Annotated in this window: 15 protein-coding genes; 14 read left to right on the top strand and 1 reads right to left on the bottom strand. The window is 62.9% G+C overall.

Features of this window, described 5'->3' with window-relative positions:
- Positions 1–63: 63 nt before the first annotated feature.
- From ACN9MZ_RS10920 to ACN9MZ_RS10910, 3 genes are all read left to right on the top strand, one after another.
- Complete coding sequence (locus ACN9MZ_RS10920; RefSeq protein ID WP_426342162.1) at positions 64–939, top strand: GGDEF domain-containing protein; 876 nt, start codon at positions 64–66, stop codon at positions 937–939.
- Between the two features lie 58 nt (positions 940–997).
- On the top strand, positions 998–1747 hold the full coding sequence (locus ACN9MZ_RS10915; protein ID WP_426342161.1) for a hypothetical protein: 750 nt from the start codon (positions 998–1000) through the stop codon (positions 1745–1747).
- 82 nt (positions 1748–1829) lie between these two features.
- Positions 1830–2027: a DUF2970 domain-containing protein gene (locus ACN9MZ_RS10910; RefSeq protein WP_426342160.1), complete on the top strand. Its 198-nt coding sequence runs from the start codon at positions 1830–1832 to the stop codon at positions 2025–2027.
- Here ACN9MZ_RS10910 and ACN9MZ_RS10905 read toward each other — a convergent pair.
- On the bottom strand, positions 1946–3577 hold the full coding sequence (locus ACN9MZ_RS10905; RefSeq protein WP_426342159.1) for a methyl-accepting chemotaxis protein: 1632 nt from the start codon (positions 3575–3577) through the stop codon (positions 1946–1948). The genes ACN9MZ_RS10910 and ACN9MZ_RS10905 overlap by 82 nt on opposite strands.
- Before the next feature lie 107 nt (positions 3578–3684).
- Here ACN9MZ_RS10905 and ACN9MZ_RS10900 point away from each other — a divergent pair, with 107 nt between their 5' ends.
- From ACN9MZ_RS10900 to ACN9MZ_RS10850, 11 genes are all read left to right on the top strand, one after another.
- Positions 3685–5082, top strand: a complete 1398-nt coding sequence (locus ACN9MZ_RS10900; RefSeq protein WP_426342158.1) for an L-cystine transporter — start codon at positions 3685–3687, stop codon at positions 5080–5082.
- Between the two features lie 9 nt (positions 5083–5091).
- Positions 5092–5598: a GNAT family N-acetyltransferase gene (locus ACN9MZ_RS10895; RefSeq protein WP_426342157.1), complete on the top strand. Its 507-nt coding sequence runs from the start codon at positions 5092–5094 to the stop codon at positions 5596–5598.
- Position 5599: 1 nt separating this feature from the next.
- The gene (locus ACN9MZ_RS10890; protein ID WP_426342156.1) at positions 5600–6055 is read left to right on the top strand and encodes a type II toxin-antitoxin system RatA family toxin; all 456 of its coding nucleotides are present in this window, start codon (positions 5600–5602) and stop codon (positions 6053–6055) included.
- 84 nt (positions 6056–6139) lie between these two features.
- Positions 6140–6583 carry a TIGR02594 family protein gene (locus ACN9MZ_RS10885; RefSeq protein ID WP_426342155.1) on the top strand — a complete coding sequence of 148 codons (444 nt, stop codon included), beginning with the start codon at positions 6140–6142 and terminating at the stop codon, positions 6581–6583.
- The gene (locus tag ACN9MZ_RS10880) at positions 6570–7106 is read left to right on the top strand and encodes a YcxB family protein (protein WP_426342154.1); all 537 of its coding nucleotides are present in this window, start codon (positions 6570–6572) and stop codon (positions 7104–7106) included. The genes ACN9MZ_RS10885 and ACN9MZ_RS10880 overlap by 14 nt, the downstream gene beginning before the upstream one ends.
- Positions 7107–7134: 28 nt before the next feature.
- Positions 7135–7446 carry a hypothetical protein gene (locus ACN9MZ_RS10875; protein ID WP_426342153.1) on the top strand — a complete coding sequence of 104 codons (312 nt, stop codon included), beginning with the start codon at positions 7135–7137 and terminating at the stop codon, positions 7444–7446.
- 206 nt (positions 7447–7652) lie between these two features.
- The gene (locus ACN9MZ_RS10870) at positions 7653–8222 is read left to right on the top strand and encodes a PEP-CTERM sorting domain-containing protein (protein ID WP_426342152.1); all 570 of its coding nucleotides are present in this window, start codon (positions 7653–7655) and stop codon (positions 8220–8222) included.
- A 30-nt stretch (positions 8223–8252) separates the two neighbouring features.
- Positions 8253–11792: a pectinesterase family protein gene (locus ACN9MZ_RS10865; protein ID WP_426342151.1), complete on the top strand. Its 3540-nt coding sequence runs from the start codon at positions 8253–8255 to the stop codon at positions 11790–11792.
- A gap of 214 nt (positions 11793–12006) precedes the next feature.
- Complete coding sequence (locus ACN9MZ_RS10860; protein ID WP_426342150.1) at positions 12007–12771, top strand: histidine phosphatase family protein; 765 nt, start codon at positions 12007–12009, stop codon at positions 12769–12771.
- On the top strand, positions 12768–13694 hold the full coding sequence (locus ACN9MZ_RS10855) for an NAD(P)H-hydrate dehydratase (protein WP_426342149.1): 927 nt from the start codon (positions 12768–12770) through the stop codon (positions 13692–13694). The genes ACN9MZ_RS10860 and ACN9MZ_RS10855 overlap by 4 nt, the downstream gene beginning before the upstream one ends.
- A gap of 12 nt (positions 13695–13706) precedes the next feature.
- Positions 13707–14066, top strand: a complete 360-nt coding sequence (locus ACN9MZ_RS10850) for a hypothetical protein (protein ID WP_426342148.1) — start codon at positions 13707–13709, stop codon at positions 14064–14066.
- Positions 14067–14073 lie beyond the last annotated feature (7 nt).

The raw sequence follows: 14073 nt of genomic DNA, 5'->3' as shown, positions 1-14073 counted from the left end.
CTCGATACTGTCGTACTCATGCGCGATGAAACACTATTTTCTGGCAATCAACTCTCATCGCTGTTGAATGCCCTGCCCGACCCTGCGTTCGTCCTGACCCGCAGCGGCCGTTACATGGCCATTTTTGGCGGCATTGACCTGCGGTACTACCACGACGGCACCCACCTGATTGGCAAAACCGTTCATGACGTCCTGACGCCGGACAAGGCCAGCTGGTTCCTGAAAGAGATCGAAACCGCCCTGGCCTGGCGCGCCCTGCACATTGTCGAATACAGCCTGGTGCAAGGCGACATCAGGGGGCAGGCTGGCAGCGGTCCGAGCTACCGCCTGTGGTTCGAAGGCCGCATCCAGGCGCTGGACTTCCAGGTTGACGAAGAAGATGCCGTGCTGTGGGTGGCCAGCAACGTCACGGCGCGCAAGGAACTGGAAGTCCAGCTGCGCATGCAGAGCGAAGTGGATTCGCTGTCCGGCCTGCTGAACCGGCGCAAGCTGATGAGCGTGCTGGCCGAGCATTTCGATACCTTCGAGCGCTACGCCACCCCGATGACCATGCTGATCTTCGATATCGACCACTTCAAGCGCGTCAACGACGAACACGGCCACCTGGCCGGCGACATGGTGATCAAGACCACCGCCGACGTGTGCCAGCGCGAGCTGCGCACGACCGACGCGCCGGCCCGCCTGGGCGGCGACGAGTTCGTGGTCCTGATGCCACACACTACCTGCGAACAGGCGACGCCCATTGCCGAACGCCTGCGCCTGCGCATCGCCGAAACCCTGCAAGCCCTTGGGTGTATTGGCGACTCCGTCACCATCAGCGGCGGCCTGGCCTGCTTTCGCGCCGGGGACTTTTCCTGCGAAGACGTGCTGAAACGCGGCGACGACGCCCTGTACCAGGCCAAGCGCGCCGGCCGCAATCGCATAATCGGCGCCGGCTGAGGCTTGCGGGGGCTTGATAAAAGGTTCAGAATTCCCTCAAAGCCCGAGGGAGGTTGTGATGGACTCTTTAATACAGTTCAAACCTGGCGACACCTGGCTGCTGCGTAGCCGCGGAGCGCGCACCATGAACCACCTGCTGGCACCGGCATCCACGCCGCGTGCCGCTACCCTGCCAGCCGTGGCCCGATGGCGCGGCCGCGAAGCCATCCCGATTCACCTGCTGGACAGGCTGCGCGCGTCGCGCGCCAACAGCGCCTATGCGCGCCGCCTTGACGACCTGCAGGTTTGCCTGGGGCGCGCCGAAGTGCAGTTGCGCCAGTTGGCCGCCCCCCAGGCCTGGCAAGTGCCCGGCGCCGGCCCGGTGCTGGGCGGCGATGCCATGCTGGCGAGCTGGCGCAAGATGGCCGAAGGCGGCCCGCTGGCACGCGAATTCGCCACCTACGCCTGCCACGTCTCGGCCTGCACCCGCCAGCTGCAGGAAGCCCTGGCCAGTTTCGACCTGCTGCAACAGCAGGCCACGTCGCCCGAGCGCCACGCCGCGCTGTCCGAGCTGGCCGAACGCCTGCTCGCCTGGGGCGACACGCTGGTGGAAGACGAGGTGGCGGACGAAGTCATGCTGCGCATCCAGGCCTACCCTGAACTGTACGAGGACATGCTGGAAGAAGCGGGCGGCGGCAGCGACGAGGCGGCTGCCAGCCTGGAATCGCTGGGCGATGCCGACCTGCTGCGCCTGGACTGGGCCGGCGGCCAGCGCGGCAAACTGCTCAAGGCCCTGGCCCGGCTGCGCGACCAGCCGGCTGCCAACTGATACGGTCGTTTGCGGGCGCTTCTGCGCCTGTTTTTCGAGACCGGGCCGGTGCACAATAGGCCCAAGCTCGAAAGGAAACGACATGGACGACAGCAAACCCCGCAGCTTCGGCGAAACCATGCTGGCCGTCGCCTGGTCCTTCATCGGACTGCGACGGCGCAGCGACTTTGAACGCGACGTCGGCGCACTGCGCCCCGGCTACGTGATCGCAGGCGGGCTGATTGCCGCCAGCTGTTTCGTCGCTCTCCTACTATGCGCGGTACGCCTGGCCACATCGTGATGCAGCTTGAACACGCCCACCAGGGTATCGAGGTGGGCCGCCTGCTGCTTCAGCGCATCCGCTGCTGATGCGGCTTCCTCCACCAGCGCGGCGTTCTGCTGCGTTACCGTATCCATCTCCGTCACAGCCCGGTTGATCTGTTCGATGCCGGCGCTTTGTTCGTCGCCGGCAGCCGTGATTTCGCGCATGATCTGCGACACCCGCTGCACCGAAGCCACCACTTCATCCATGGTGCTGCCGGCGCGGGCGACCAGGGCGCTACCCTGGTCCACCTGCTCCACCGAATTGACGATCAGGTCCTTGATCTCCTTGGCCGCCGCGGCCGAGCGCTGCGCAAGCTGGCGCACTTCGGTGGCGACAACGGCAAAGCCGCGCCCCTGTTCGCCTGCGCGCGCCGCCTCCACTGCCGCATTCAGGGCCAGGATATTGGTCTGGAACGCGATGCCGTCGATCACGCCGATGATGTCCGAGATCTTGCGCGAAGAATCGCTGATCGACCCCATGGTCTGCACCACCTGCCCTACCACGGCGCCGCCCTGCTGCGCCACCGCGGTCGCCGCCGCGGCCAGTTCGTTGGCTTGGCGCGCATTGCTGCCGTTTTCGCGCACGGCGCTGGTCAGCTCCTCCATCGAAGACGCGGTTTCCTCCAGCGCACTGGCCTGCTGCTCGGTACGCGACGACAGGTCCAGGTTGCCGGCGGCAATCTGGGTGGCGGCGGTGTTGATAGTCTCCGTGCCCTGCCGCACTTCGGATACGATGCGCAGAAGGCTGTCGCGCATCACGCTCATGGCCTTCATCATGCTAGCTTCATCGTCCTGGCGGGTTTCCACATGCACGGTCAGGTCGCCGGCAGCGATACGGCCGGCGATTTCGGCCGCCACATCGGGTTCGCCGCCCAACTGGCCGAGCAAGCGGCGCGCGATCAGGGTAGCGGCAACCACGCCGGCCACCAGCGCCAGGCAGCTCATCACCAGCATCATGTTGCGGGCCGCGGCATAGGCTTCGGTCGCGGCGGCAGCGTCCCTGGCATTATGCCGTCGCTGCAATTGCACATCTTCATCCATCACGTCCTGCCAGCGCTGGGTGGCGGGGCCGGCTTTCTGCATCAGCAGGGCCACGGCTTCGTCATCCTTGTGCTGCATGGCCAGCTGCAGCAGCTGGTCGGTCAATGGACGGGACTCCTGTTGCAGCGCGCGAATGCGGGCGCGGATCGCCTTGCCCTCCTCCGTGGCAGGCAAGGCTTCGAGCGCCGCCTGCGCCTTGTCGTACTGGGCGCGCGCGGCCTGGATCTTGGGCAGTTCGCGCTGCATTGCCGCTTCGTCCGACAGCAGCACCAGGGTGCGCGTGACGCGTGCGACGACGTGCACCGCCTCCGACATGTCCTGCACATAGGTCAGCTTCGCCACATTGAGCTGCACGACTTTCTCGAGCTGGGCATGGATGCGGTGCATGTTAAAGATGCCGAGGCCCGACACGCCGGCCATCAGCGCCAGTACCAGGCCAAAACCCAGCGCCAGCCGGGTGCCCACCTTCATCGATTGCTTCGACATGGCTATTCCTTTCGTAGCGACTCTGCAACCTCGGCACTGCAAATGGGCAAGACTACACCAATTCAATTAGAATCTCTCGATTCCAGAATATAGGCCGCCGCCCCTACATGAACCTGCAAGTGATCCTCAACCTGGCCGTTGCCGCCATCGTGCTGGCCTTCCTCGTCGTGCAGCAGAAACGCCATGCCAGCTTTACCGTTCGCGTATTCAGCGCGCTGGGCCTGGGTGTTGTCCTGGGCGCCGGGCTGCAGGCCTTGTATGGCGCCGGCAGCGACATCGTCAAGGTCACTGGCCAGTACCTCGATATCGTCGGCAGCGGCTACGTCAAGCTGCTGCAGATGATCGTGATGCCGCTGATTATCGTGTCCATCATTTCGGCCATCCTCAAGCTGCGCAACGCCAGTTCGCTGGGCAAGATCAGCGCCCTCACCATCGGCACCCTGATGCTGACAACCACCGTGGCGGCGGCGATCGGCATCCTGATGGCCAAGCTGTTTGGTCTGAGCGCGGCCGGCCTGGCGTCGAATGCGGCGGAAGTGGCGCGCGGCGCCTACCTGGAAGGCAAGCTGGCCGACGCGCAGTCGATTTCGCTGCCGAACATGCTGCTTTCATTCATCCCGAGCAACCCCTTCCTCGACATGACAGGCGCGCGCAAGACGTCGACCATTGCGGTGGTGGTGTTCGCAGTGTTTGTCGGCGTGGCCGCCATCGGCATCGCGGAGAAAAAGCCTGAGCACTTCACCTCCTTCGACCATGCCGTGCACGTGGCGCACACCATCGTGATGCGCATGGTGACGCTGGTGCTGCGCCTGACGCCCTACGGCGTGTTCGCGCTGATGGCACAGGTGGTGTCAAGCTCCAGCTATGCCGACATCCTGAACCTGATCGGCTTTGTCGTGGCTTCCTACTGCGCCCTGCTGCTGATGTTTTGCGTGCACCTGGCGATGGTCAGCGCAAGCGGCCTCAATCCGCTGCGCTACACGAAGAAGATCCTGCCGGTGCTGACCTTCGCGTTCACGTCCCGCACCAGCGCAGGCTCCATCCCGATGAGCGTGCAGACCCAGACCCAGCGCCTGGGCACGCCGGAAGGCATCGCCAACTTCGCCGCGTCGTTTGGCGCCACCATTGGCCAGAATGGCTGCGCCGGCATTTATCCCGCCATGCTGGCCGTGATGATTGCGCCGACTGTCGGCATCGATCCTTTCACCGCATCGTTCCTGGTACCGCTGCTGGCGATCATCACCATCGGCTCCGTCGGCGTGGCCGGCGTTGGCGGCGGCGCGACCTTTGCGGCGCTGATCGTGCTGTCCTCAATGAACCTGCCGGTGGCCTTGGCGGGCCTGCTGATTTCGATCGAACCGCTGATCGACATGGGCCGCACGGCGCTGAATGTCAGCGGCTCCATCGCCGCCGGCACGGTCACCAGCCGCGTGATGGGCGAAACGAATATGGCGGCATTCGCCAGCGACCAGGAGTTGCAGGTCGATTCCCAGGCTGCCGCATAAACCGGCAATATGAACGCATTCCCCATTGTGATGACGCTGATTCGCCAATACACACCTGCTGACGCTGTAGCCGTCATCGACGCGATCCTGCCGATCCAGCAATCCGAGTTCGGCATTCCCATCACGCTCGAAGCCCAGCCCGACTTGCTGAACATTCCGAGCTTCTACCAGCACGGCAGCGGTGGCTTTTGGGTGGCCGAAACTGGAGGCGCCATCGTCGGTACCATTGCCCTGCTGGACATTGGCAACCGCCAGGCCGCCTTGCGCAAAATGTTCGTCTCGCAATCGTATCGAGGCGCTGGCCATGGAGTGGCCGGGCACCTTCTCGATACCTTGCTCGAGTGGTCCCGCCTCCACGGAATCGACGAAGTCTATCTTGGAACGACCGACGCATTCGTCGCGGCTCATCGCTTCTACGAAAAGAACGGCTTTACTGAATTAAACCGCGGCGAATTGCCTCCTGCCTTCCCGGTAATGGCAGTGGATACCAGATTCTACGTACGCTCACTCCGCTAACATGCTGATACGTTACGATTTCGAAGTCAGCGCAAGCGCCGCATACCTGTTCAAGCTCACCCAGGACTACGACCTGAGGGCAAAATGGGATCCCCTCACGACAGAAGCGTTCCTGGTCAATGCCACGGACGCCGCGCAAGGAGAGCTGGTGCGCTGCACTGCGGCCAATGGCCTTAGCATGGATACGGTCTATGTGTCCTACCAGCCCAACAAGGTCGCGGCCGTGAAGCTGATCAAGGGCCCATACATCTTCGATAAATTTGCCGGCGGCTGGAACTTCAAGGAACTCGGCCCCGACAGGACCAGGGTTCTTTTCTCATACAACATCACGACCAAGCCGCGCTGGCTATCGTGGTTGCTGACTCCAGTGGTGGTGTTCTTTTTCAAACGAGAGACGCGAAAGCGAATCGCGGCGCTCCAGCAATATGCGGCAGAGAACTATCGCAGCCGACTCTGAGTTCAGAGGCATGGCACAGCAATACTACTTCACCCTCCATAGCAAAAGAACGACACTGGCTAGAATTTAATCCTGACTGTTAAGTTGACCGCTCAATTGAACACTCCACCTTGGCTAGCAATCGCTATCGGCGAATTGGGGATCGCAGCATACCCCGTCGGCTCGAGCAACCCGCGAATCAATTCATACCACGTTGGCACCAATATCGAGGGTTACGACGACAAAGTGTCCTGGTGTTCATCGTTCGTCAATTGGTCGTTTGCACAAGCGGGCATCGCCGGTACCGCGTCTGCTCTCGCCAGATCGTGGCTTGAGTGGGGAGAGGAAATTGAACGTCCGGTACCTGGTTGCATTGCAGTTCTCTGGCGAGATGATCCGGCCAGCTGGAAAGGACACGTAGGCTTCTATTTGAGGGAAGACGAAGAATTCGTTTACCTCCTCGGAGGTAATCAGCTTGGACAAGTACGGGAACACTTCTATCCAAAGTCCATGGTTCTCGCCTACAGGTGGCCCAGTGGCATCCAATAATATGTCGCATCAAGCCACGCTCACGTATGACAAGCAACTCCTCCGCCGAGCAGTGCTGGCGTTCTGGCGCCGGTCAGTCGGCATAAGCCTTCCTTTGGCACTATCATTCGCCACCATTGCCTTCGTGTGGCTTCTCGTTGAAGGTGAATCGTCCTGGTTCGTTGGCGCCCTTGGCGCCGCTCTGGCGTTTGCCTTTGCCATTGTTCTGGCAATCTATGTGGTCCACTATCGCAACGTGATGGAAAAGCTGCATGACATGGGACGACCGCAAGCGCTCTTTATTGCCGAGGCATCGACGTTTTCAGTTTCCTCCGGAATCGGAAGCTCCACCATGCAGTGGTCATCGGTCGTCGAAATATGGTGTTTCCCGGGCTTCTGGCTGCTGTTGTTTTCCAAGGCGCAGTTCATGACATTGCCTCTTGAAACGGTCTCGCCGGAAATGCAGGTATTCGTGCTGCGGTCTGTTCAAGCTTCAGGGGGCAAAGCTATTGGCTTCACGGCCGAATTCGAGCATGTAGCCTGACCCTTAAGGTATCGAGATCGAGGACAAGATGCACGAATGGATTACTCTCACCCAGGTATTCGGGAGTTCCCTGCGCAATCCGACAATGGCAGAAATGGAAACCGCGCTTGACGAGCTCTTTGAGAAAGCCGACGCCGACCACCCTGACGCCTGGATCGAATGCGGGACAGAGTCTGGCCCGCTCTATTGCATCTCGATCTTTTCGAATGGCTATGCGCTCTACACAAAGTATTCAGACTCGGATATGTCGGAAGTACTGGAATCAAAGCGGCTCTCGCCAGTTGATCGCCAAGGCGCGCTTGCTTTATGGTCCAACCTGACTCAAGGCAGGACACCATGAGGTATGACGCTGACATTAATTTAAGACCGAACGCGACATGCCTGCTGTTCGCGTTGATCCAGAAGCCAGCTTCCCCGCTTGTGTTCCTCAGGGCAACGTGGTCTGACCGCATCACATTTGGCCTGATTGATTGAATTTTTGGTCAGGCCAATATAAGATTGGCAGTGCCGATCAGGCACGCCTATTCAGCCCCACCGGAGCACACGATGAGAAAAACCATAATGGAGACATTGGTGGCTGCCGTACTCGCCACCGGCATTGCGCACGCAGCACCGTTACCTTTGCAGGATGCCGTCATCACCGCCACCTACAACGGCTCGCCCGACACCATCGTCGGCCTTGACCACCTGTTCCAGCCCGAACCGGGCTCCAACATCACCGCCCTCGATCCAACCGGCACCGGCGTCGAATTCCTCAGCGCCGATGCCATGTTCGGCTTCGACTTCGACGCCAGCGGCCTGTTGACCGTGATCGCAAATAACGCCATTACGCCGGGGACGTACCAGTTCCACTTTGATTTCGGCAGCACCCTGGCTGCACCCCTGACCGCCTTTAATCTGCTCGATGCCAGCGGCATTGGTGGCTCGCCCATCCTGTCACTGGGCGCCAATGGCACCTCGATCGACATCGACCTCAGCGGCACCACCTGGACCGAGTTTGCCAGCATCACGACCCAACTGGATGCCGCCGCCGTGCCGGAACCGGGCAGCGCTGCGCTGATGCTGGGCGGCCTTGCCGCGCTGACGGCAGGCCGCCGCCGCACACGACGCAACTGACACTGTCCCTTTTCCCCCAAGGAGAATCTTATGGAACTCAAAGGTTTCAGGATTGCGCTCGCCCTGCTTGCCGCGCTATACCTGCCCGCGCAGGCGGCCGACGATCCGGCGCGCGTCGCCGCCCCGGCCGACGGCTGGGCAAGCCAGGCTGGCGGAACCGCCGGCGGCTCAGCCGCCATCGCTTCGCAAATCTACAGCGTGAGCAATCGCGCCCAGTTGGTCAACGCAATCAATAACGGCGGCATCAATCCCAAGATCATCAAGGTCACTGGCACCATTGACATGACCGAAGGCGTGCCTTACGCGAACACAGGCGACCAGGCCATTCGCGGCGCCATCCGCTTGAAAAGCAATACGACCCTGGTCGGGACGGGAACCGGCGCCGGCATCGTCAACGGCCATATCCAGCTTGTCGGCGTCTCGCAAATCATCATCCGCAACCTGAAGATCGTTGCCCCCTGCGACGTGGGGCCGGTTTGGGACCCGAACGACGGCGCCAACGGCGCATGGAATTCGGCCTATGACGCGATTGGCGTTTCAGGCTCCGACCACGTCTGGATCGACCACAATACATTTACTGACGCACCGATGACGGACAACCTGCTGCCGATCGAAAACGGCCAGCTGAAACAATGCCACGATGGGGCGCTCGACATCACCAACGCATCCGACTACGTGACAGTGTCGTACAACGTGTTCGGCGAGCACCACAAGAACAACCTTATCGGTTCGGGCGACGGCGCCACGGCCGACGAAGGCAAGCTGCGCGTCACCTTCAGCAACAATGTCTTCCGCAACGTGTCCAGCCGCGCACCGCGCGTGCGTTACGGCCTGGTCCACCTGTTTAACAACTATTTCACCGGCAGCCGCGATGCCGCGGTGTATGCGAACCTGTACAGCATCGGTGCCGGCTACAACTCCAGGATCCTGTCGCAATCGAACGTGTTCGAAATCACCGGAGCCCAAGGCTGCAGCAGCATCGTGGTCAATCCGGGCGGCGCCGCCACCGGCGCCTTCAAGGACAGTGGCTCGCTGCTGAACGGCACCCTGCTTGGCGGATGCACCATCAACAATAACGTGACGTGGACGCCGCCATATACCTACAGTGTGCGCCCTACCTCCCTGGTGAAGGCCAACGCGCTGGCGCAGGCCGGTGCCGGCAAGCTGTCCACCAGCATCAGCGGCACCGGCGATACCAGCGCCCCCCCGATCCTTACCCTGAGCTGCCCGCCGAACGGCCTGTATTTCTGCGACGACTTCCAGTCCGGCACTTCCGCCAACTGGGATTTGCTGCCCGTGGCCGGCGCGAACGGCAGCTTCAGCATCAAGGCAGAAGCGGTTGGCGCGACGAATATGCTGATGCAGTACACCGCCGCCACGACCGGCGGCGTGCTAGCCCTGCTTAAGCCTGCCGCCATGGCCAATGTGCCGAGCGGCGACTACTTTGTCGAAGCTCGCATCAAGCCGCAAACCAACAGCACCACCGGCAACAAGCTGCTCTACCTGATTACGCGCTACACCAACGCCAGCAACTGGTACGGCGCAGGCCTGAACGTCCAGAATACCAACACCAGCACCCAGGTTGAAATCGCCAGGATGCTGAACGGCGCGCTGACCCGCCCCAAGCAAGTGCGCAAGCCAATCAATATGGATTCGGCGTTCTACACCGTGCGCTTCGAGATGATCGGCAGCACGCTGACGGTCTATCTCGATGGCGAGTCGCTTGGCTCCGTGACCGACACCTCCTTCAGCGCGCGCGGGCTGGTCGGCCTGTACACCGCCAACAAATCCTTCCAGATCGACGACGTGCGGATTGGCGACCCGAGCCTGAAGCCCTCGCAACTGACGCTCAACCCCGCCACGACGAGCTACACCGCCGAAGCGGGCGACGCACCGCTGCAATTGGCTGTTACCGCCATCAAGCCCGATGGATCGGCCGACAGCTTTAGCGCAAGTTCCAGCAACCCGGCGGTGCTGGCAGTCGGCATCGACGGCAACACACTGACGCTAACGCCGGTCGGCGCCGGCAACGCCACGGTGCGCGTGAGCAGCGACAGCGACCCGACGCTGGTACGGTTGATCAGCGCCACCATCGGTGCGCAATTCGTGCAACCGACACAAACCTACACCCTGGCCGACCGCGCTTCCCCCGCTGCGGCACAGGGCGAGGCCCAGGTGGACGCCAGCCTGCGCCTGGCATTCGACAGCACGCCATCACTGGGCAGCAGCGGCACCATCCGCATCTTTCGCAAGATGGACGATGCGCTGGTCGATGTGATCAGGCTGTCCGGCGAGAGCGACGAACTGGGCTACCCCGGCCAGGCGGCAGTACGCAAGGTAAATACCAATCCGATTACGATCAACGGCAACGTCGTGACAATCAAGCCGCACAACGGCAAGCTCGCTTACGCAACCGAATACTACGTTGCGATAGCGAACGGCGTATTCAATGGCGCCACGCTGAGCGGTACACCCTTTGTCGGCATCGGCAAGCTGGGTAACTGGTCCTTCACGACAAAGGCTGAGGCTCCGGCGGGACCGGACCTGGTGGTCGGGGCCGATGCCGGCAGCGACTTCGCCACCGTCCAGGGAGCGCTGAATTTCCTGATGAAAAACGTGGACAAGGCCACGCCAGCCACGGTCACGATCCGCAACGGCAGCTACAACGAACTGCTCTACCTGCGAGGCAAGGACAACGTCACCCTGCGCGGTGAAAGCCGCGACGGCACGGTAATCCAATACACCAACTACGACACACTCAACCCCGGCACCGGCGCCAGCCAGGCTCCAGGCACCAGCGCCACTGCTGCAGGTGGACGTTCCGTCATGCTGGTGGAAACCTCGGATATGCTGCTGCTCGACACCCTCACCCTGCGCAACGCCACCCTGCGCGCCGCCAACATCTCGGCCCAGGCAGAAACGCTGTACTTCAACAACGACAACGGCCGCCTGGTGGCCCGCGACGCAGCCTTCTACAGCGAACAGGACACGCTGAACCTGAAAGGCTGGTCCTGGTTCTACCACACGCTGGTAGCAGGCAATGTCGACTTCATCTGGGGAGGCAGCCACGCAGCCCTGTTCGAAGAAAGCGAAATCCGCTCGCTCGGCGACACCACCAGCGTCAGCAGCGGCGGCTATGTCTTGCAAGCGCGCGTGCCGAATGCCAGCGACAAAGGCTACGTCTTCCTCAATAGCCGCCTGACGCACGGCCCCGGCCCTGGCCCGGCGCACGGCGACGTGGCAAACGGCGCCACTTACCTGGCACGCAGCTCAGGCAACGCAAGCGTATGGGACAACATCGCCTTCATCAACTGCCAGATGGATAGCCACGTTGCGCCAGTCGGCTGGGCCGGTGCCGGCGTCAACGGCCAACCCGCGCCCAACCCGGCCGTGCCCAATGCCGGCAGCGGCTGGCGCGAGTACGGCAGCACCGACCTGTCCGGCGCCCCACTCAACCTCGCCACGCGCATTGGCGGCTACCAGCTTAGTGCCACCGACGTCACTGCCGGCTTCGCCACCCGCGCCCAAATCTTCGCCGCCTACAACAACGGCGCCGGCTGGAACCCCTAAGCGCCCCACCAGCCGAGCCCGTGTCCCACCTTGGGGTCACACCCGAAAAGGGACACGGCCCCGACTGCAGCTTGGCTGAGCCCGTGTCTCACTTCGGGTGTGACCCCAGGGTGGGACACGGGCGCGGCTGTAATTATTGCTGGCGGGGATTGTGTGCCGCCCTGCCATCGCATCGCTTACCATAAGCTTTTGGCTGTCCACCGAAAGGTATGCGATGGAGCAAAAATGGCCGCAACAGATCTGGCTTGTGCGCCACGGCCAGAGTGCCGGCAACGTGGCGCGTGATGCTGCCACGGCTGCCAACGAGTTGCTGATCGACATTGCCGAGCGCGATGTCGATGTCCCCCTTTCCGAACTGGGCATGCGCCAGTCGGACGCGCTGGCGCAATGGTTCGCGGCCTTGCCCGCCGGGCAGCAGCCCAATGTCGTGCTGTACTCTCCTTACCTGCGCGCCCGCGCCACCGCGCAAGCGGTCCTGCAATGCCTCGGCCCGGAGGACATGCTGGCCGTGGTCTCCGACGAACGCCTGCGCGAAAAGGAATTCGGCATTACCGACCGCCTGACCCCGCTGGGCATCTCGGAGAAATACCCCGACCTGGCGGCCCAGCGCAAGCACGTCGGCAAGTTCTACTTCCGCCCGCCCGGTGGCGAGAGCTGGTGCGATGTGATCCTGCGCCTGCGCAGTGTGCTCGACACCCTCACCCGCGAATACCGCCGCGAGCGCGTGCTGATCATCGGCCACCAGGTCATCGTGAACTGCTTCCGCTACCTGGTCGAGCGGCTGGATGAGGAAACCATCCTCGCCATCGACCGCGCAGCCGATGTCCCCAACTGCGGCGTGACCTCCTACCAGTTCGATCCGCAAGCGGGCAAGCGCGGCAAGCTCGTGCTGGAACTGGAAAACTTCGTCGCGCCGCTGAAAGACAGCGGCACCCCAATAACCGACAAGCCGGACGTCCCGGCCGCGCCAAAACCATGAGCAACGCCGCCCCGATCGAACTGGCTCCCGCCCTGCTACGCGATTGGCCCTTGCCGCAACCCGGCTTCGATGGCGACAAGGAAGTGCGCGGCCACGTGCTGGTGGTTGCCGGCTCCGCGGAAATGCCCGGCGCCGCCATCCTCGCTGGCGAAGCAGCCCTGCGCGCCGGAGCCGGCAAGCTGACCATTGCCACCGCCGCCAGCGTGGCGCCACAAGTGGGCGCCGCCATCCCCGAAGCACGCGTGATCAGCCTGGGCGAAACCCCGGCACACGGCTTCCAGGCCGACAGCGCGCGCCGCCTCGCTGAACTGGCCGGCAAGGCGGATGCCTTGCTGGTCGGCCCCGGCATGGAGGACGAAGCCAGCTGCGTGGAGCTGGTGCACCAGCTGCTGCAGCGCTTCAGCGCCATCCCCATCGTACTCGATGCCATCGCCATGTGCGCGGTACATCCGCGCGGCGAGCCCCATTTGCTGGACGAAGCAGTCGATTGGGAGCACTTCCGTTTTTCCACGCCTGTACTGCTGACACCCCACGCCGGCGAACTGGCGCGGCTGACGGGCGGTGTGCGCGGCAATATCGAGCGCGAGCCGCATGGCGCGGCGCAAGCCGCCGCCGGCCGCTGGAACGCCGTACTCGCGCTGAAAGGTGCCACCACGGTGCTGGCGACGCCGGACGGCAAGCTGTGGCAACACCAGGGCGGCAATGCCGGCCTGGCCATTTCCGGTTCGGGGGATACCCTGGCCGGCATCATCGCCGGGCTGCTGGCGCGTGGCGCTTCGCTGGAACAGGCTGCAGCCTGGGGCGTGGTGCTGCACGCGGCCGCTGGCGAGCAACTGGCGCTGCGTTGCGGCCCACTGGGCTACCTGGCGCGTGAAATTGCAGCCGAAGTACCGGCGTTGTTGCGGGTGCTGGCTGCCCAATAAAGGAGATTCAAGATGAACACCATGAGCAAAGCAGGCGCCCTGTTGCTGGGCGCTGCCTTGGCCGCCGGCCTGGCCGGCTGCAAAAACCGCACGGAAGACACGACACCTGCGCCGGTGACTTCGCCAGAAACCACGGCGCCAACGCCGCCGCCGGCCACCCCTGCCCCGGCACCCGTGACGCCAACCACGCCACCGTCCGACTCCACGATGCCAGCCCCAGACACCACGACAACGCCGGCAAGCGGAGCCACGCCAGGAACCAGCGGGAGCAGCGGCACGCAAGGCACCACCGGCGCCGCCCAGCCGCCTTCCACCGTGCCCGACAGGACAGACCAGAAGGACATGCAACGCGATCGGCGTCCGACTTATTAAAGTGGAG

The organism is Pseudoduganella sp. S-14, from assembly GCF_049913285.1.
GTDB lineage: Bacteria > Pseudomonadota > Gammaproteobacteria > Burkholderiales > Burkholderiaceae_D > Rugamonas.
The sequence above is the reverse complement of the archived record's forward strand: the minus strand, read 5'-3'. Positions and strand labels throughout refer to the sequence as shown.